The following is a 19856-nucleotide window of genomic DNA, read 5'->3' as shown; positions in this document are numbered from 1 at the left end:
CTCAATTTAGGCAAGGGACGTGGAAGTAACACCATATCCCTATGGTCGTAAACCAGGTTTGCAAACAAATTTTACTGAAGATGCGGAATCACATTTCTTGGCAATACGATGAATTTAAGCAAGTTGGGAGGGACTACGGCAGCAAAGCTGAAGTTGATGTCTACGATTCGAGTCACGCGGATTTTCGCGATATTGAAGCTGAAAGCGATCGCGTCCTGGACGTACTCAAAATCGGCTCTACTGACACGCTGATAGATTTTGGATCTGGTACTGGTGTATTTGCCATTCAAGCCGCTCGGCGCTGTAGCAAGGTGTATGCCGTTGATGTTTCGCAGGCTATGCTGGCGCTCGCCAGCACCAGGGCAGGGCAGGCAGGTGTATCGAACATCGAATTCCACCACGCAGGATTTCTCACCTACGAGCATGGCGATCGCCCCGTGGATGCGATCGTGACAACCTTTGCGTTCCATCACCTACCGGATTTTTGGAAGGGGATCGCGCTACAGCGAATGAATTATATGTTGCAGCCTGGCGGACAGCTTTACATCCACGACGTAATTATGGATGCGAATGATGCGCTAGCGAACATCAGTGCGTTCGTACAGAAGCAAGCAGCAGCAGGTGGAGACTTTCTGCGCGAGGATGCCGAAGGACACTTCAGGGAGGAGTATTCCACCTATGATTGGGTAATGGATGGTCTGCTGGCGCGATCGGGTTTTACCGTTAGAAGTAAGCATATAGACGATGGTGTACTCGGCACGTACCTGTGCGCGAAGAATTAACCAATCCTTAGATCTCTCTATTTGTTCTATCTTCAGAAGTTGACTCGAAAATTAATTGATTCTGTTGTGCCACGATCGCTGCTTGGGAGCGATCGCGTACCCCTAGTTTATGCAAAATCGAATGCACGTGCACCCGTACCGTGCCAGGTGTAATGTATAGAACTTTAGCAATTTCTGGATTGCTTTTGCCAACGGCAATCAACGCTAGCACTTCCTGTTCCCGTTGGGTTAGTCCATGAGTCTCGTTGGAAGGTATGTCTGTAGTGGTGGGTAAAGTAGAGCGCTCTAGGCCAGTGCGAATGGTTTCAGTTGCCGTAGCATCCCACCAGGATGCCCCAGATGCAACCGATCGCAATGCTAGAATCAAGGTTTCGGCTGCAATTCCCTTAAGGCAATAACCTTGGGCACCAGCCGCAACCAAACGAGTAATGAGAGCGGTTTGGGAATGGGAAGTCAAAATGAGAATGGGAAGATTGGGATAGCGTTGCTTGATCTGATAGCAGGTTTCAATGCCACCCATACCTGGCAACCCCACATCTAACAAAATAACGTCGAAAGCGTGGGTTCCCGCCAGTTCGATCGCGGTTTCGCCGTCCTCGGCTTCTGCTACAATTTCCAGCTCTGGCTGCTGCTGCAAGCGCACCCGCAATCCCAGACGGAATAGTTCGTCGTCTTCAACCAGAAGAATTCGCAGGGGTTGTGGAGTCATGGGGGGTGGGATGAGGTGAGATGGCTGGAAGTTTAAATCCGAATAAAGCACCGATGGGCGAACGGTTCTCTGCCCAAATTATACCGCCGTGGGCGGCAACGATCTGTCGAGACAGGTAAAGTCCTAAGCCAGTGCCTTTGGCTTGCCGATCGCTGTGCCCCTGATAAAATCGCTCAAATAGATGCGCAAATTCATCTGGTTGAATGCCGGAACCAGTATCCAGGATTTTTACGACTTGATAAGAGGCTTGCGATTCCAGTACGATTTCCACGCGATCGCCGCGACGGGAGTGATTAATTGCATTCACCAGTAAGTTTGTTAACACCCGTTGCAGTTGTAAGGCATCGCCGTTGACCCAGAGCGATCGCCGAAAGTCAGATTCTCCATAACAAAACGATAGATACACCCGACGGCTCGTAGCTAGATCGAGCAATGTACTTGCGGTTTCCTCTGCCAGAGCAGTGAGATCCAGCGAGCTGAGGTGTAAGGTTAAGCCCTCGGTATCATTGCGATAGACATCCAGTAGCGTTTCAAGTAGGCGTAGACTGGTTTGATGGCTGCGGATCATCGTGGCAAATACCGATCGCTGAGCGGAGGAAACCGCACCGAAACTTTCTTGCTGGAGCGCTTTGAGAGTTTCAATTGCACCTAAAAGTGGAGTTTTTAGATCGTGAGTAAGTGTAGAAGTGAAGTCTTCTCGCAACCACATTAGGTTTTCCTTCGCCTGGATTTGCGATTGCTGTTGCGTAATTGCTTCCTGGTAATAGCGATTGCGATCGCTCAAAAAAGCGGTGACCAGTAATGCTATGACAACGATAATGCGATTGGCAATAGTTGATGGATGGATATCAGTACTATCGGGTATCCAGAGGTTCAGTAAGGTGAGGGCGATCGAGATTATAGTTGCTATGATGGTTGAATTTTGGCCCAACTGAGTACTTGCTAGCAAAATAGGCGCAATATAAAGATAACCAAAAATAAATGCAGGTGGTGTGGAGAACTCCAGAATGAAAACGATAGAAAATAATCCCACAACGATCCAAAACCATTTCAATCGACTGGATTGAGCGCGAGCGTTTCGATATAAAGAACCAGGTTTCATCGTGGGTATAGCAGTTTTCAGATAAACGCCGATCTAAACGCTTTTATATCACAGGTATATGCTAAGAACGAGGCAAAGTTATACCTTGTCAATTCTACAAAATCGTTCATGATAGTTGATGAGGAATTTGCTTCATTGCCCATCCGGTTTCAGCGGGAAAATCTCTGGTTGAATCATCAATTATTCTGTTGGAGAAGAACAAAGACTTATGTTGCAAGGATGGTTTCAGATTGCCTTGATGCTGCTGATTGTAGTAGCGATTACTCCCTTTCTGGGTGGATACATGGCGCGCATCTATCTGGGGCAGCGATCGCTGCTCGATCCAATTTTGAATCTGATCGAGTCGCAGATTTATCGCCTGAGCGGATGCCAAGCCCAAGAGAATATGACGGGTTGGCAATATGCTAGAGCCGTGCTGTTTAGTAATGCGGCAATGGCGCTGCTGCTGGCCTCGATTCTGTTTGGGCAGGGGTGGTTGCCCTTTAATCCCACGGGGCTGAGTTCGCCCACCTGGGACACAAACCTGCATACGATTATTTCGTTTATTACCAACACCAATCAACAACACTACTCCGGCGAAACGACCTACGGTTATTTTGCTCAGTTTGCTGGATTGGGCTACATGTTTTTTGTCTCGGCTGCCACCGGAATGGCAGTTGGGGTTGCCTTTATTCGGGGACTGACCGGCAGACCGCTGGGCAACTTTTACGTAGATCTGATTCGGACGATTACGCGGATTCATTTACCGATCGCGATCGTTGGTACGATTGTTTTCATCGCTGCTGGGGTGCCAGAAACCCTAGCAGGCCCAGCGATCGTTCCCACGTTAGAAAATCCAGCTATTAGTCAGGCGATCGCTCGCGGCCCTGTGGCTCACTTCGAGGTGATGAAGGAACTGGGGGAAAATGGCGGTGGATTCTTTGCGATTAACTCCGCTCACCCGTTTGAGAACCCCAATGGCTTTACCAACCTGCTACAAATTGTCGGTATGGTGGCAATTCCTGCGTCATTCATCTACACCTATGGGGTAATTGCCAATCACAAAAAGCAAGCCTGGTTGGTGTACGGGTTGGTGATGGTAATTTTTGTGGTGTTTGTTGCCGTTGGTGCGATCGGCGAGTACAACGGGAATCCCGCTGTCAATGCCCTGTTAGGCAGTCTGGCTCCCAATCTAGAAGGTAAGGAAGTTCGCTTTGGTTGGGCGCAGTCGGCACTATTTTCGGTCATGACAACGGGCACTATGACTGGAGCCGTCAATAGCATGCACGATTCCTTTATGCCCGGTGGTGGCTTTGTCACCCTCTCAAACATGCTGCTGCAAATCGTCTGGGGTGGGCAGGGCACAGGCACGGCTTACCTGTTTGCTTATCTGATTCTGGCGGTGTTTGTTACGGGATTAATGGTGGGACGCACGCCGGAGTTTTTAGGACGCAAGATCGAGAAGCGGGAAGTAGTACTGGCAAGTTTTCTGATTTTGATGGTGCATCCGATCGCGATTTTGCTGCCGGGAGCGATCGCGCTATCTTTCCCGAGTGCGGGGGCAGATGCCGCCCAGGGTCTTTTTAACGGCATCACCAATCCCGGCTTTCACGGCCTGACGCAAGTGCTGTACGAATATGCTTCTGCCGCTGCCAACAATGGTTCTGGGTTTGAAGGATTATCAGACAGTCAACCTGCGCCTGCTGCCCTGTGGTGGAACTTAAGTACGTCATTTAGTCTGCTAGCGGGTCGTTATATCCCGATCGTGGCATTGCTGCTCCTCGCCGATAGCATGTCGCGCAAGCAGCCCGTGCCTTTGACAGTTGGGACTCTCAGAACCGATACGGGATTGTTTACAGGCGTGACGGCAGGCATCATTCTCATCCTCGGGGCGCTCACCTTCTTCCCAGTACTAGCACTTGGACCGATCGCCGAAGCTTTCCAAATTGCTAGAGGTGGCTAACAACATCGGTAGTCCTAAAAAAGTAAGGATACTTATAGCGGTTTTCAGATAAAAACGAGAAGGGGGTTTGGGGGCGCTGCCCCCAAGAAGGGGTGGAACCCCTTCACCCCGTCAATAAAACCCGTTCTCAAGTGAAAAACGCTATAAGGAGATTTCTACGAAACAATATACCCAGGTGTAGGGGCAGGTTTAGCCCAAGCCTAATGGTTTTAACCGAAGATAAACTGCAAAACCTGCCCCCTACGGGGATTTTATTTACTAGTACACCAAAACAAAAGTTTTGGAGGGGGTGGAGGGGTGGAACCCCTTCTGGGGGCTTTGCCCCCATTCCCCCATCTTGCAAAATTTATGATTTGCAACACTAGATCGAAAAAACAACTGATTGAAAAAACTCACACTTATACTTCAGTTCATCATTCCAAACGTTATGCAATCCGATTCTACTTCGACTCGTTCGATTCGGCGACCCCACGGCCCTCGCGATAGTCGCAAGCACACGCCTAAAGTAAAGCTGAGCGGGCTATATCAAAGAGCGATAAAAGAGGCGTTCGTTAAGCTCGATCCTCGCATTGCTGTGAGAAACCCGGTGATGTTCGTGGTTTGGGCGAGCACGATCGTGACTCTACTAGTTACCTTCGATCCCAATCTGTTCGGTACTGTTCGAGCTGACATGAACCAGCAGCGGTTGCTGAACGGCATCATTACCTTCATCTTGTTTTTCACGGTGGTTTTCGCCAATTTTGCGGAAGCCGTAGCGGAAGGACGCGGTAAAGCACAGGCTGACTCGCTGCGATCGACGCGCTCCGATACCACTGCGCAAAAGGTTTTACCCGATGGCAAAACCGAATCAGTCAGTTCGACTGCTCTGCGTCGCGGGGATATCGTTCGCGTGGTTGCAGGCGACATGATTCCGGCGGATGGCGAAGTGATTGAAGGGATTGCATCAGTGGACGAGTCCGCGATTACGGGTGAATCGGCTCCGGTGCTCAAACAACCAGGGACGGACATCATGAGTTCGGTGACGGGCGGCACCCGCATCATTTCCGACCAGTTGCTGCTGAGAATTACTCAAGATCCGGGGCAGGGTTTTATCGATCGCATGATTGCCCTCGTTGAAGGAGCTTCCCGCAAGAAAACACCCAACGAAATTGCTTTGACAGTTTTGCTGGCAGTTTTGACCCAAGTGTTTCTGATTGTGGTGGCAACCGTACCGCCGATCGCGAATTATGTCGCAAATTTCCTCGAAATAACGGTAGGTACGACTACTGCCAATACTTTTCGCTCTGGTGCGAGCGTGGCAATCTTAATTTCGCTGCTCGTGGCGTTGATTCCAACGACGATCGGGGGATTGTTAAGCGCGATCGGGATTGCCGGTATGGATCGAGTAGCGCAATTCAACGTCATCGCCACCTCTGGCCGCGCTGTGGAAGCCTGCGGGGACGTAAATACCCTGGTGCTAGATAAAACTGGAACGATTACATTAGGGAATCGCCTGGCGAGTGAATTTATTCCAGTGAACGGACATTCGTTGCAGGAAATCGCCAATATTTGCCTCGCTGCTAGCGTATTTGATGAAACGCCGGAAGGTCGGTCGATCGTCAAGTTAGCTCAGGAGTTGGGGGCAACTGTCGATATCGATGGCAAAGTTGCAGAAGGGATTGAGTTCTCCGCCCGCACGCGCATGAGCGGTACCGATCTAGATGGACGAGAATATCGCAAAGGTGCTGTCGATGCCATCAAAGGCTTTGTCCGCTCTCGTGGTGGTTATGTACCAGAAGCCCTTGATGAAGCCTACGAGCGCATATCTCACATGGGTGGAACGCCCCTGGCAGTTTGCCAGGGCAGCGATATGTATGGCGCGATCTATCTCAAAGACATCGTGAAACCGGGACTGCGAGAACGCTTCGATCAATTGCGCCGTATGGGGGTAAAAACCATTATGCTTACTGGAGACAATCGCATTACCGCCTCCGTGATTGCCAAAGAAGCAGGCGTAGATGAGTTCATTGCGGAAGCAACTCCCGAAGACAAGATCGATGTAATTCGACAGGAACAGTCGGAAGGGAAGCTGGTTGCGATGACTGGAGATGGCACCAATGATGCACCTGCCCTGGCGCAAGCCAACGTGGGTTTAGCGATGAACTCTGGCACCCAGGCGGCGAAAGAAGCAGCCAACATGGTCGATCTCGATTCCGATCCCACAAAGCTGATCGATCTAGTCACGATCGGCAAACAACTTCTAATCACTCGCGGCGCGCTGACGACTTTCTCGATCGCCAATGACATCGCCAAATATTTCGCCATTATTCCCACCATCTTTGCAACAGCAGGGATTGGGGCGCTCAACATTATGGGATTGAAGAGTGCTGAATCGGCAATCGTTGCGGCACTAATCTACAACGCTCTAATCATTCCTGCGTTGATTCCGTTGGCGCTCAAAGGCGTACAATTCCGTCCCCTCGCCGCCGATCGACTGTTACAGCGAAACATGTCGATCTATGGATTAGGCGGGATTATCGCACCGTTTATTGCAATTAAAGCGATCGATTTGATTTTGCCATTGTCCTAAGGATTACGAATTAAATTAAGTGGGTTTGGGGGCTACACCCCCAAGCAGGGGCACTGCCCCTGCACCCCAATTATCGGTTCTATTTAATCCACGATTCTAAGTTATATGAAAAGCCATCATTCAAACCAATTAAATTCATCGTCCCGAAATTCGATCCGAATTTTTGAAGGTGCAACTCAGATCCGGTCGGTATGGCGCAGACGAAAGCTGCCATTGTATTTATTTATGACTCTCTGTTTTAATCTTGTTGTCGCACCTGTCGTCTATTCAGCTAACAACAACGAACTATCTCGCACCCAAGCCTGGGCGATCGGGGTGCTGGGATTAGCAACGCTGGCGTTGTCTATCTATTTATTCTTTGTCATGTTCGTACCGGAGAAATTCTAATGAGTTTTACACGCGAGATCGGGAGAGCCGTACGTACTACCCTGGTACTTTGGATAATAACTGCCTTAATCTATCCCCTGGCAATGCTTGCGTTTGGGCAAATTGCCTTCCCATTTCAGGCAAATGGTAGCATCCTAACCGATGCCCAAGGGAAAACCGTCGGCTCGGCGTTAATCGGGCAACCTTTTACTAGCGATAGATATTTTAACAGCCGTCCCAGCACGACGAACTACAGCACAGCCGATCCCCAAAAAGATGATGCTGGGATTCTCAAAACAGGAGTTTCGGGTGCAAGCAATTTGGCTCCAAGCAATCCAGATCTAATAGATCGCATCAAAGGAAAGTCCGATCCCAATCCGCAGAAAGCGATCGAAGGCGATATCCCCAGATTGCAAAAAGCAGGTGTAAAGCCAACAGCCGATCTAATCTATACATCCGGCTCCAGTCTCGATCCTCACATCTCCCCAGAAGCGGCGAGAGCGCAAATCGATCGCGTAGCGAAGGCACGGGGACTACAACCAGGTCAGCTTGAAACTCTCATCGCACAAAACACCGACGGTCGTTTCCTAGGTATCTTTGGCGAACCGGGCACGAACGTGTTGAAGCTCAATTTAGCGTTAGATGGATTGAAGAAATAACCTCAAATTTCTCAGACATGTTTGTGCTGCCGATTATCACGAAGCCTTACTCCATATGCATCACTCATCAGATTGTTCTCCAGATAGTACCTATATCCGCTCAGCTCGGCGAGGTAAGCACAAAATCTTTATCGGCATGGCTCCTGGTGTCGGTAAGACATATAAGATGCTGGAAGAAGCCCATCAGCTTAAAGCAGAGGGTATTGATGTAGTTGTAGGACTGCTGGAAACCCACGGACGCAAGGAAACTGCAGACAAAGCCACTGGGATAGAAGTCATTCCCCGGAAGACGATCGCCCAAGCTGGATTAACCTTAACAGAAATGGACACCGACGCAGTTCTGGCGCGATCGCCGCAACTAGTGTTGGTTGATGAACTGGCGCATACCAACGTTCCTGGCTCCGTACGCGAGAAACGCTATCAGGATGTAGAGGTTCTCTTAGAGACTGGTCTCGATGTCTACTCGACTATTAATATTCAGCACATTGAAAGCTTGAACGATCTCGTCGCTCGCATTACTGGCGTGGTAGTGCGAGAGCGCATTCCCGATCGTATCTTGGAAGATGCCGATCAGGTGGTAGTTGTTGATGTCACGCCAGAAACCCTGGAGCAGCGCCTGCTCGACGGTAAGATTTACGCCCCTACCAAAATCCAGCAATCCTTAGAAAATTTCTTTAAACGTCGCAATCTCATCGCCCTACGAGAACTAGCGTTACGCGAAGTTGCCGATACGGTCGAAGAAGAAGCCAATGAACTTACCTTAAGAGAGCAAGCCTGTAGCGTGCACGAACGAGTGTTAGTCTGCGTCTCTACCTACCCCAATGCCATCCAATTGCTGCGCAGAGGCGCTCGCATTGCAAGCTATATGAACGCTCCTTTTTACGTCATCTTTGTCGATAATCCCAATCGCTTCCTCAGTAAAGCAGAATCGCTGCATGTTGAAACATGCGAGAAACTCTGCCATGAATTTGCAGGGAAATTTCTACGCGTGAGTAACACCAATGTTGCAGAAGCGATCGCTGCGGTCGCCGAGCAATATCGCATTACCCAAATTGTGATTGGTGAAACTCAGCAATCTTTCTGGCAAAAGTTAATCAAAGGCTCTTTCACCCAACGTTTGATGGAGCTAATCCGCCGCAAACACATCGATCTGCATATCATTTCTACTGACAAATAGTTGCTTACTAATGCCTTTAGCTCGATCGGCCTCACCTAAACTTAGCCTTGCAAAGCTGAGTTTTTTTTCGCAAAGATTATGATTGAAACTATCTGCCAGGGGTTTGGACGCTGCTACCGCTAATCTGCACGTTAGGAGACTGGATGGTGGGGGCTTGCTGACCGTTCCACTTTTCGACTCGGGCGCGATCGACTCGCAATCGTTCTAATTCCAATAGTTGAGGCGTAATCGAACCTGCCCGCAGGCGATTCGCTTCTGCTTCTGCTTTTGCCTGTTCGATTGTGACCTGCGCTTCCCCTTTCGCCTTTGCTACGTTTGCTGCTGCTTCAGCCTCTACCTTACGGCGATTCGACTCTGCAGTTTGAGCGGCTTGTTGAGCGGCAAATTGTTCGTCGATACTCTTTTGGATGTCTGGTGGCAGGCGGAGGGGAGATAGCAACGAGATATCTTGAACTGCAATAATGGGAAATCGCTTCTGCGTGCAATCAACTACGCTCGTAACTAGTTTTTGTTGGCTAACTGGCAGCATGGCAGGCGTTAGCTTCAGATTTTCAGATACTTCTCCAAAACATTTTCTCAATCCGTTCCTCAGTTCGTTGGCGCGGAATTGCTCTGGAGTCTTACGATAGGTCTCGTAGAATTGGTGTAACTTGGTTTTTGTAGTTCCAGGCAATTGCTCGGAGGTAAATCCAAAGGAGATTCCCACATCTGCCGAGACGGGGCTGCCGCCTACGGAAAACACTATGGCTTCATCATTGGGGGAACCCTCGGTTGGATCTTTGGTGAATTGGTAGGTATTGACGAAAGTGGGGAAGATCACTACTTCTTCGGTGTAGCCGTTATACCAAACTCGACCGGAAACGAGTTGCGCGTTCTCAATTCCTTTTTCTCCGCCGTATAATTGAATTTTTAGTCCAGCGTAACCAGGCTCTACGGTTTTGACGCTGGTACCAGGCACTACGCCACAGGCAGTACTCGTACCTACGATCGCTGCCAAAAGAATAAACTGTCCAAATCTTGATTTCATTTTCTTTGAGGTTGATGCAATAAATCTAGAGGTGTAATGTTGAGAATATCGCGATCGCTTTCGTCCTGAATTGCCATGTATGCTTCTAGTCGTTGACTCATCTCCCGAGATGAAATGCCCAAAAAATCTGTAATTTTCAGGTAAGAATACTCTGGAAACACCCCGATAAACTTATCCCGTGTTTTTATTGTATCAACTATTTTACGGATGATATAGATAATTGAGCTGCCGAACATCAGCGGAATCGCAAACCAGATCGCAAAGCCAATTATTGGTAAATTGGAATTAAGAAATATCGGCGCGATCGCCAGTAAAATCAAACACAAAACCACCTCCCCTATACCTATAGAAACCCATCTTCGTGTTATCCTATTCCTCAACAACTGTCCCTCCCGAATGAATTATTCCTCTTCCATTCTTAACCAGTCTTGTATTTCTTGAGCGAGCCATACTGTCTCTCGTTCGCTGATTTGCCAATCCCTAGAGGAATGAGAATGGTTCTTAATCAAGTATTTCTTATCCTGAGTCTGAATGGCGATCGTAGCATTGGAAGAGATGCTATCTGTATCATCTGCGATAGCATAGCAGATCGCATAATCAATATCAGAGGTTTTACCTTGAATTTCAAAAAAGATAAAATTAAATAAAATTTTTTGAATCACGAATTGTCGCCGATTAAACTCGACATGAGTACATCCATAAGGCTGAAACAAGTTAACTAGAATGAGAGATACAATTACTAAAGGGATAAGTCCAAAAATCCCAGTACTGAGCAATATAAAGGTGATGTGGAATAAAACAGGGGAAGCTATCAGTAATACACAGATGAGTACGCCCAAGCCCAGCCACGAAATCCTCGAACTGGAAAGTTGGATTGCTAAAGTCAATGGGAACTTTCGCCATTTAGTGGGTTCGATTTTGGCAAATCGTCCTGGTATAGTGATAGCAAGTTTGGCTTTTGACTTTTCCAACTTGATAGAGGTTATGTTTGGCAAGAGTGCTTTTAGGTCTTGACGACGTGACTGAGATGTATTCTCTTGTGTTTTGTCCGCTTTGCGTTGCAGGATATCGCCGGACTCGAAGGCAGCAATCGCTTCCCTCGCCGAGCTAAACCTCTGTTTTGCAGATGGCTCTGTCATTTTCGCTATCCATTTCACCAATCTTGGCGGAGCGCTGGTGAGATGCTCGAATTCTATACGGATGTTGTCTTGTGGTAATTCCGCTGGCGAAACTCCCACGAGTAAATGGATAAGCGTCGCGCCGAGCGCGTAGAGATCCGACGCTGCAACGGATTTGCCACCAAACTGCTCGATGGGGGCATAACCGTAGGTGCCAACTATGGTCATGGTTTTGCCCTCCACTGCTGCTTTATCCTGTACCGCGCCAAAGTCCACCAAATAGGTTTGCTGGTTACGATCCAAAATCAAATTACTGGGTTTAATATCTCGATGCAGAACGGGAGGGCTTAGCTCGTGGAGATAAGTGAGAATTTGCAAAACTTGCGTGGCGATCGCGACAATCTCGCTGTCGCTAAATTTTTTGCCCCGATCTAGCAATTCCTTAAGCGACGAGCCAGGAATATATTCCTGCACCAGGCCAAACCAGAGGGTGCGATCGTCAATCGAAAAATAATCGCGGTACTTGGGAATGCGCGGGTGCTTGAGTTGCTGCAAGACCTGAGCTTCGCGCTCGAATAGCTTCAGATCCTGCCATTGCACTTCCTCCCCAAACGCTAGCAGTTTAAGTATTACCGTTTCCTGGCTTTCTAGATCTAAGGCTAACCAGGTTTGCCTGCCAGCATTCCGGCCCAGTTGTTTCTGAACCTGATAGCGATCGTGTAATACTTGATTTGCCTCTAGCATATTTTAGCTGCGAGATTGGAAGGGTTAGTGTTAGCTTCTACTGGTTGACTTATGACCTATATTTCCCAATTATGGCAGATACTACTTCACCCAGGTTTTTAGTGACGAGAAGGTAAACTAAGGTTAGCCATTGCTAAAGTTTAACTTATGCCCCGCTGGTTCAATACCGCTGGCTCTTGCCGCGAGGATATCCACTACATGTTATCTGCAACCCGTCGCGTCCCTGACCTGGAGCGACTGATTGCCCAGGAAACCTACTTTATCATTCATGCCCCGCGACAGGTTGGCAAAACCACAGCTATGCTGTCTTTAGCGAAGCAACTTACAGATAGCGGTCAATATACGGCTGTTATGCTTTCAGTTGAGGTGGGCGCTCCCTTCAGCCACGATATCGGAGGTGCCGAACAGGCAATTTGATGAAGCTCTCATTTCTATCCTCCGTCAACTGCGCGATGGCTATCCCAATCGTCCTCGCGCTTTTCCGCAATCGGTCGGTCTCATCGGCTTGCGAGACGTGCGCGATTATAAAGTCGCCTCCGGTGGCAGCGATTCCTTGCAGGATGCGTCCCGCCGCCTCAACACTTCCAGTCCGTTTAATATCAAAGTGCGATCGCTCACCATGCGCAACTTCAACGCGGAGGAAGTCATCGAACTCTACGCACAACACACGCTGGATACGGGACAGAACTTTACACCGGAAGCAATGGCTCTAGCATTTGAACTGACGCAGGGACAACCCTGGTTGGTAAATGCCCTGGCAAAAGAGGCAGTGGAAGAGTTAGTAACCGACGTATCCATCCCAATTACAACGGAGCACATTCTCCAGGCAAAAGAGATTCTCATTCAACGTCAGGATACACACCTCGATAGTCTGGCGGAACGACTGCGCGAAAATCGCGTCAAAGCGATTATGGAGCCGATTTTAGCGGGACAAGAGTTACCCAATACTCCCAACGACGATCGCCAGTATCTGGTCGATCTGGGATTGCTCGTACGCGATCCAGCCGGAGGCTTAGCGATCGCCAATCCGATTTATCGGGAAGTCTTACCTCGCGTCCTGGCGCTGGGATCGCAAGACAGCTTGGGAGCATCTCAACTTTGCGCTGAGTAATAATGCTTAATATAGATGGGTAGCCAAAAGGGGGAAGAAATCAGAAGATAGGAATACGAGAAACCAACCCCAAGGAGAGCAACCATGACTCCAGAGCAGGAAAAAGAAATGCAAGCGCACGTTCAAGCTATTGCCGCCATCCTTTATCAGAATACACCATCGGAACAACTAACCAGCTTGGAAGGGATCGAAATCGCTGTGCGGCAGCAAATCCTCGAACATGTCAGCCCAGAAATAGGGAGTTTTTATCCGCACAGTTACGGGCACAGAAGCAGGACGCCGCAGGCGAGTGCAAAGCAGCATCGGACAGCTCCACCTCACGCAAAAGCAAGCGCAGAAGCTCAAAGTAGCCCCCTATAGCCAGGTGAGCCCGTATGTGGAAAGATGTAGCCTGATCTTGAGTGCGAATGTATCCTACGAACAAGCCGCCAAAGACTTAGCCATGTTGATGGGAGTGCAAATATCGCGCAGTACACAACAGCGCCTGGTGCATCGCCATGAATTTAGCCCCCTAGAGGTAGAAGAGTCGGTCGAGGAATTAAGTGTCGATGGAGGCAGAATCAGACTGCGCACGCCACTTGGACAGCCAAGTGAGTGGAAGGACTATAAAGCTGTGAACTTGCATGGACAAGCCATATTTGCCACATTTCAAGATAACATTGCCTTAACAGACTGGGTAAATCGACAGCCTTTAGCAGATATGGTTACCTGTATTGGGGATGGACATGATGGGATTTGGAATATTATTGCCCAGATCTCTATACCTGATAGTCGCTATGAAATCTTGGACTGGTTCCATTTGGTGGAAAACCTGCATAAAATTGAGGCTACAGCTCAACTTTTGACTGGGGTCGAAGCTTTTTTGTGGCGGGGTAATGTGACTGCAGCTATTGCTGAGCTCAATCACTTAGCTAGTCCTCAGAGCATCAATTTTATTGCTTATCTGCACAAGCATCGCCATCGTATTCCTGATTATTGGTATTTCCAAACCGAGCAGATTTGCTCTATTGGTTCTGGCGCAGTGGAATCTGCTGTTAAGCAAATCGCTAGACGCATCAAAATCTCTGGCGCTCAATGGAACCGTGATAATGTGCCACAAGTCCTCAAACACCGTTCTGCTTACCTTAATGGCTCTCTTAACCTTGCCTTGCAAAACTGAGATGCTCCCGACAGCTTGCCCATCATCAGTCCCACCTGGCTGAACGAGCGGGGCGAACTGAATACCGATGCGTTACTCGATGCGTTTCTGTCCTTTTGGCTCCAGCACGGCGAAGCGTTGCTCAAGAGCGCCTCCTACCCCGAAATCGCTCCTCATTTGGTATTGATGGCATTTCTCCATCGCGTCGTTTGAAAACAGAAACGCACGCAACCCCAACCGGGCGATCGATTACAGTAATTCGCGCATAATGATACCAATTTAAATTGTTTGGGTTACAGATGGGGGTGTAGGGGCGTTGCCCCTACGAAGGGGTGAAACCCCTTGCCCCCGTTCGATCTGTCTTGCTTACTGTTTAAATTGGTATGAGATTTTCGCAAGAGAACGTACAGTCTTGTAGGGGCAGTGCCCCCGTGCCTGCCCCTACCCCCTGGCAATTATGGAGAGATTGCTGTCACAAATCATAAATCGAAACCTAAATTGGAATGGGTTTGAACTAAGTCAGGGCGTAGGTCGATCGCACGCTGATAAGCCATCAGTGCTAAATCCCTCTCATTCATTTTAACCAGGGCGCTGGCAAGGTTGTAATGGGCATCGGCAAAGTTGGGATTGACGGTAATCGCAGCATGGAGAAACGCGATCGCCTCATCCAATCGATTCAGTTCCGCCAGACTGGTGCCCAGGTTATAGTAAACCTCCTCGAAATTGGGATCGATGTTGAGGGCTTCTTGGTAGCAGATAATTGCATCGCGCAGGTTGTGCTGCTGTAGGAAAGTGTTACCGAGATTGCAGTGGGCATCGGCGTAGTCGGGTTTAATTTGAATCGCTTTTTGAAAATGCGCGATCGCCAGATCGAGTTTATTTTGATTAATGCAAGCCACGCCCAAATCGTTATATTGCTTCGCTGTAATCAGGTCAATTTCCACCATCTCCGCTCGATCGTAGAGTTGAGATGCTGCTTCCACATCACCCTGCGCTAACAGCAAATTGCCCATAGCATGGTAAGCGTCGGCATAGTCCGGTTGCAGCCGCAATGCGGTGTTAAAGAAATTAGCTGCCTCAGTATAGAAATTTCGCTCTTGCAGAAGCTTCCCCACGCTGACGTGGGACTGCGGTGTAAAAAATGCCGGATCGAGCGTCATTGCCTTGCGGTAATACTGGAGTGCAATCTCGATCCAGCCTTGCTCCTCGGCAATACATCCCAACATCCAATTAGCTCTCACCGCATCGGGTTGCAGGACGATCGCTTTCTCATATTGAGACAGAGCTTCTAAGCGACGATTAACGTTATAGAGAGCATCGCCTAGATTGCTAGAAACTTTAGCAACTAAATCGTCATTCGGCTGGAATTGTAATGCTTGCGAGTATGCCGCGATCGCCTCGTCAAACTGCTGCTGAGCTTGGCAAATATCACCCTGAATCGCATATGCCTCCGGTGAATTGGGATCGATATCGATTGCGAGGCGACAGGCAGTCGTTGCTTCCGCTAACCGACCGCTAGAAAAATACGCCGTTGCCTGCAAGCAGACTTGCTTATATGTTTGGCGATCGTCACTTCCCGTTTCAGGCACTATCGTCCCTCGCTTGATAACTCCAGATTTTTAACCAGTTATGCGATCGCACATCCACTAAATTGACGTTTGAACGGAGAATGAAAACCTAAGACAATATCTGATGCAGGAACTCCTTTATCCATGCCGACATAATTATTCCTGAAAACTAATACGACGGTAAATTTCAGTTGTGGAAATTTCTATGTTGAGGCTGTGTAAAGAGATTGACTGCTCCAGGTGTTCGTAGATTTGTAACTGCCAATGCCGATCTTTATCGCGATCGCGATTGTAATATTGCTCGACGTAGGGTTCAGTTTGACTAATGAGCAGGTATTCACAAAAGCTAGGTAACGAACGGTATTTCCTAAATTTTTTACCGCGATCGTAGGCTTCTGTAGACGGGGAGAGAACTTCAGCAATCAATATAGGATTGAGAATTTCGTCGGTGCGATCGCCGTTAAATTCTGGTTTCCCATTACAGATCGTCAAATCCGCATACGTCCCGCACTGAAATTCAGGAATCCAGATCCGCAGATCGCTGTTATACAAACGAAAATCCGTTTCCCTCAACAGGAACCCCAGATAAATTAATAGATTGCTAGCGATCGCGCTATGCGCTTCCGAACCTCCAGACATTGCAAATATCTCCCCATTACGGTACTCGTGTCGCTCCTCAGAGGTTTCCTCAAGCGATCGATACTCATCTAAAGTAAGGAAAAATTTTGCCCGATCCAGGATCGAACCAGGTGGAACAGTCTGAGCAATAGCCACAATCTCACCTCCTGAATGATTTTACCTGACGTGTTTATCTGATGTGTTTATCTCATGTGTTTACCTGCATATAGGAATTGGGAATTGAGATGAAGATTTACAACCATCCAACCCCCAAATCCCTGCACCTGCTAACTAAACAAACTCAGCTTCTATCTGCGTAGTTTGCGGTTGTGGTTGCGGATTGAACTCGAACAGAGAATAGACGACATTGCGACGAATATCGGTCATCATGCCCAGGAATAACTCGTAGCCTTCGCTCTTGTATTCGATCAACGGATCTTTCTGGCCGTAGCCGCGCAAGCCTACCGATTCGCGCAAGCTCTCCATGGCTTGCAGGTGTTCGCGCCAGAGAGTATCTATTTGTTGGAGGATGAAAAAGCGCTCGGCCTGACGCATCAATCCAGGTGAGAGGCTATCGACTTGAGCTTCCTTGATTTCGTAGGCACGGCGCACTTCTTCGCGCAGGAATGCCTGCATCTCTGGCATAAACATGTCGTCCAGGTGTGCTGGCTCTAAATCCTGAAGAAGATTTACGAACTCTTTTACCTTATTCACCATGCTGGTCAAATCCCACTCTTCCGGTGGCAAATCTGGATTGACGTAGGCATTGACGATATCGTCCATCGTGCGCTCCGCGTATTCGATCACGCGATCACGCAGATCCTGCCCCTCCAGCACCCTAAACCGCTCGGCATAGATGGCGCGCCGCTGATTGTTCATCACCTCATCGTATTCAAATACCTGCTTGCGGATGTCGTAGTAATAGGTTTCTACTTTTTTCTGCGCCCCCTCCAGGCTTCTGGTTAACAAGCCGGAGCTAATGGGCATATCCTCTTCCACCTTAAAGGCATCCATTAGGGCGGCAACGCGATCGCCAGCGAAAATGCGCATCAGGTTGTCCTCCAGACTGAGGAAGAAACGGGTGGAACCGGGGTCGCCCTGACGACCGCAGCGACCGCGCAACTGGTTATCGATGCGGCGGGACTCGTGACGCTCGGTGCCGATGACATGCAATCCACCCAGGGAGACAACTTCTTCGTGTTCTTTGCTGGTGAGGCTTTCATACTCGTGCTTGATTTGCGTAGCTGCCGCACGGAGCTTTTGAATTACCACATCGTCGGTGGGTGCTTTTTCCACTGCAACTGCCAGCATATCATCGGCTTCCAGTTCGGTGAGGCTCTGCGCGCCTAAGGTCTTGACGGCATAGTCAACCGCCTCTTTGAGCAATGCCTTGGCATCATTGGAAATTTGACAGGGGAAAAGGCTATCGGAGGCTTTCCATGTCTTGCGCTTCTTGCCGCCCGCCCCGTTAGGGTCAAACCCCTGACCGGCAGTGGGACGATTGGGGAATAGCAGTTGTCCTGCCCCCATGTCCTCATCGTCATCCGGTCGCACGATTTGCGGCATAAAGAATTCCCGCACCTTCAGGCGTGCCATATAGTCAGCATTACCACCCAGGATAATATCCGTACCCCGACCTGCCATATTCGTGGCGATCGTCACTGCCCCCTTCCGTCCGGCTTGCGCCACGATCTCCGATTCGCGTTCCACGTTCTCTGGCTTAGCGTTGAGCAGGTTGTGGGGAATCTTCAGTTCGGTCAATAACCGCGACAGCAGCTCGGACTTTTCCACGCTGGTCGTGCCCACCAGAACGGGGCGACCGAGTTCGTGCATTTCCTGGCATTCCAGCGCCACCGAACGCCATTTACCATCCTCGGTTTTGTAAACTACGTCTGACAGGTCAACCCGACCGCTCTTGCGGTTGGTGGGCATGGTCGTGACTTCCAGATTGTAAATCTTGCCGAATTCCGCTTCTTCGGTCTTGGCCGTTCCGGTCATGCCGCCAAGTTTAGGATAGAGCAGGAAGAAGTTTTGGTAAGTAATCGAAGCCAGGGTTTGGGTCTCATTCTCAATTGGAACTCCCTCTTTTGCCTCGATCGCCTGGTGCAAACCGTCGCTCCAACGACGACCGGGCATCACCCGCCCCGTAAACTCATCGACGATGATTACTTCATCGCCGCGCACGATATAGTTCACGTCTTTGAGGAAGAGTTCTTTTGCCTTAATTGCATTAAAGACATAGTGCGCCCAGGGATTGTCGCGATCGAATAAATCTTGAACGCCGAGCAGCTTTTCGGCTGCTTCAAAGCCATCATCGTTGAGAATGACGTTGCGTTGTTTTTCGTCAACTTCGTAGTGCGTTTCTTTCTCTAGCTGTTTGGCGATCTCCGCCGCACCCATATATTTTTCCGTGGGGCGCTCGACCTGACCGGAAATAATTAAAGGCGTTCGCGCTTCGTCGATCAGGACGGAGTCAACCTCGTCAATGACGCAAAAGTTAAACGGGCGCTGCACCACATCTTCCATTGTGGTTGCCATGTTATCGCGCAGGTAGTCGAAGCCCAATTCGCTGTTAGTGGCGTAGGTAATATCGCAGGCATAGTTGCGCTGCCGTTCCATGGGTTCCATGGCTTGCTGAATTAGCCCGACGCTTAAGCCGAGAAAGCGGTGTACCTGCCCCATCCATTCCGCGTCGCGCCGCGCCAGGTAGTCGTTAACTGTGACGATGTGCACGCCTTTGCCTGTCAGCGCGTTAAGATAACTGGGTAGCGTGGCAACCAGGGTCTTACCTTCCCCAGTTTTCATTTCCGCGATTTCGCCCTTATGCAGGGTCATGCCGCCCAACATTTGCACGTCGTAGTGGCGCAGCCCCAATACCCGCGTAGCCGCCTCTCTGACTACGGCAAATGCTTCGGGTAAAATATCGTCCAGGCTTTCACCTTGCACCAGACGCTGCTTAAATTCATTAGTTTTACCACGTAGTTCTTCATCGCTTAAAGCTTTAATGTCTGCTTCTAGGGAATTGATCAAAGCTAAATCGGGACGAAACTTATCCAGCTTGCGCTTATTGGGATCGCCGATCAAAGACTGAAGGTTTAACATGGCTACCGTAGAAATCAGGGAGTATTAAATAATAAGTTATCAAACAAATATTAAACAAAAATTTGCTCTACTCCCATAGTACCTAATCCACAGTAACTACAGTAACTAATGCACTAACGATCCC

General features: G+C 49.1%; 16 protein-coding genes and 2 pseudogenes. 9 read left to right on the top strand and 9 right to left on the bottom strand.

What is annotated here, in order from left to right; all coding sequences use genetic code 11:
- The first annotated feature begins 41 nt into the window (after positions 1-41).
- Positions 42-782 carry a class I SAM-dependent methyltransferase gene (locus PSE6802_RS0121110; protein ID WP_019502026.1) on the top strand — a complete coding sequence of 247 codons (741 nt, stop codon included), beginning with the start codon at positions 42-44 and terminating at the stop codon, positions 780-782.
- Between the two features lie 7 nt (positions 783-789).
- Here the strand turns inward: PSE6802_RS0121110 and PSE6802_RS0121105 are convergent, their stop codons facing one another.
- Both PSE6802_RS0121105 and PSE6802_RS0121100 read right to left on the bottom strand, forming a co-directional pair.
- Positions 790-1491 (bottom strand): response regulator, encoded by a 702-nt coding sequence (locus PSE6802_RS0121105; protein ID WP_019502025.1) that lies wholly within the window; start codon positions 1489-1491, stop codon positions 790-792.
- Positions 1457-2593, bottom strand: coding sequence for a sensor histidine kinase (locus PSE6802_RS0121100; RefSeq protein WP_019502024.1), 1137 nt, complete (start codon positions 2591-2593; stop codon positions 1457-1459). Before PSE6802_RS0121100 ends, PSE6802_RS0121105 begins: the two co-directional genes overlap by 35 nt.
- A gap of 208 nt (positions 2594-2801) precedes the next feature.
- Here PSE6802_RS0121100 and kdpA point away from each other — a divergent pair, with 208 nt between their 5' ends.
- The 5 genes from kdpA to PSE6802_RS0121070 all read left to right on the top strand — a co-directional run bounded on the left by kdpA (position 2802) and on the right by PSE6802_RS0121070 (position 9306).
- Positions 2802-4535, top strand: coding sequence for a potassium-transporting ATPase subunit KdpA (gene kdpA / locus PSE6802_RS0121095; protein WP_019502023.1), 1734 nt, complete (start codon positions 2802-2804; stop codon positions 4533-4535).
- A gap of 427 nt (positions 4536-4962) precedes the next feature.
- Complete coding sequence (gene kdpB, locus PSE6802_RS0121085) at positions 4963-7104, top strand: potassium-transporting ATPase subunit KdpB (protein ID WP_019502021.1); 2142 nt, start codon at positions 4963-4965, stop codon at positions 7102-7104.
- Positions 7105-7209: 105 nt separating this feature from the next.
- Entirely contained in the window at positions 7210-7491 is a 282-nt protein-coding gene (locus PSE6802_RS35960; protein ID WP_083901726.1) for a potassium-transporting ATPase subunit F, read from the top strand.
- Positions 7491-8129 (top strand): K(+)-transporting ATPase subunit C, encoded by a 639-nt coding sequence (kdpC, locus tag PSE6802_RS0121075; protein ID WP_019502019.1) that lies wholly within the window; start codon positions 7491-7493, stop codon positions 8127-8129. The genes PSE6802_RS35960 and kdpC overlap by 1 nt, the downstream gene beginning before the upstream one ends.
- Positions 8130-8184: 55 nt before the next feature.
- Positions 8185-9306 carry a histidine kinase gene (locus tag PSE6802_RS0121070; protein ID WP_036945698.1) on the top strand — a complete coding sequence of 374 codons (1122 nt, stop codon included), beginning with the start codon at positions 8185-8187 and terminating at the stop codon, positions 9304-9306.
- An 88-nt stretch (positions 9307-9394) separates the two neighbouring features.
- On the opposite strand, the gene PSE6802_RS0121065 is transcribed toward PSE6802_RS0121070, so the two are convergent.
- The 3 genes from PSE6802_RS0121065 to PSE6802_RS0121055 form a co-directional block, all read right to left on the bottom strand.
- Entirely contained in the window at positions 9395-10333 is a 939-nt protein-coding gene (locus tag PSE6802_RS0121065) for an SPFH domain-containing protein (protein WP_019502017.1), read from the bottom strand.
- On the bottom strand, positions 10330-10659 hold the full coding sequence (locus PSE6802_RS0121060) for a hypothetical protein (protein WP_156815612.1): 330 nt from the start codon (positions 10657-10659) through the stop codon (positions 10330-10332). Before PSE6802_RS0121060 ends, PSE6802_RS0121065 begins: the two co-directional genes overlap by 4 nt.
- A 75-nt stretch (positions 10660-10734) precedes the next feature.
- Complete coding sequence (locus PSE6802_RS0121055) at positions 10735-12195, bottom strand: serine/threonine protein kinase (RefSeq protein WP_019502015.1); 1461 nt, start codon at positions 12193-12195, stop codon at positions 10735-10737.
- Between the two features lie 147 nt (positions 12196-12342).
- Here PSE6802_RS0121055 and PSE6802_RS0121045 point away from each other — a divergent pair.
- The 3 genes and pseudogenes from PSE6802_RS0121045 to PSE6802_RS32195 all read left to right on the top strand — a co-directional run.
- Positions 12343-13279, top strand: a pseudogene (locus PSE6802_RS0121045) (ATP-binding protein); the annotation flags it as partial.
- A 111-nt stretch (positions 13280-13390) separates the two neighbouring features.
- Positions 13391-14465 (top strand): ISKra4 family transposase gene (locus tag PSE6802_RS0121035; RefSeq protein ID WP_412973435.1). Its coding sequence is split into 2 segments (ribosomal slippage): positions 13391-13551 and positions 13550-14465, totalling 1077 coding nucleotides; the frame shifts between segments, so codons are not numbered across the junction.
- A gap of 9 nt (positions 14466-14474) precedes the next feature.
- Positions 14475-14654 (top strand): annotated as a pseudogene (locus tag PSE6802_RS32195) (ATP-binding protein); the annotation flags it as partial.
- 269 nt (positions 14655-14923) lie between these two features.
- Here PSE6802_RS32195 and PSE6802_RS0121025 read toward each other — a convergent pair.
- The 4 genes from PSE6802_RS0121025 to secA all read right to left on the bottom strand — a co-directional run bounded on the left by PSE6802_RS0121025 (position 14924) and on the right by secA (position 19732).
- A complete protein-coding gene (locus PSE6802_RS0121025; RefSeq protein ID WP_019502011.1) occupies positions 14924-16033 on the bottom strand; it encodes a tetratricopeptide repeat protein in 1110 nt (369 codons plus the stop codon).
- 38 nt (positions 16034-16071) lie between these two features.
- Positions 16072-16158, bottom strand: coding sequence for an element excision factor XisI family protein (locus tag PSE6802_RS32190; protein WP_225902740.1), 87 nt, complete (start codon positions 16156-16158; stop codon positions 16072-16074).
- A 10-nt stretch (positions 16159-16168) separates the two neighbouring features.
- On the bottom strand, positions 16169-16786 hold the full coding sequence (locus tag PSE6802_RS0121020) for a Uma2 family endonuclease (protein ID WP_019502010.1): 618 nt from the start codon (positions 16784-16786) through the stop codon (positions 16169-16171).
- Between the two features lie 135 nt (positions 16787-16921).
- A complete protein-coding gene (gene secA, locus PSE6802_RS0121015; RefSeq protein WP_019502009.1) occupies positions 16922-19732 on the bottom strand; it encodes a preprotein translocase subunit SecA in 2811 nt (936 codons plus the stop codon).
- Positions 19733-19856: the final 124 nt, after the last annotated feature.

Origin of the sequence: Pseudanabaena sp. PCC 6802, assembly GCF_000332175.1 — a bacterium.
Classification (GTDB): domain Bacteria; phylum Cyanobacteriota; class Cyanobacteriia; order Pseudanabaenales; family Pseudanabaenaceae; genus PCC-6802.
The sequence above is the reverse complement of the archived record's forward strand: the minus strand, read 5'-3'. Positions and strand labels throughout refer to the sequence as shown.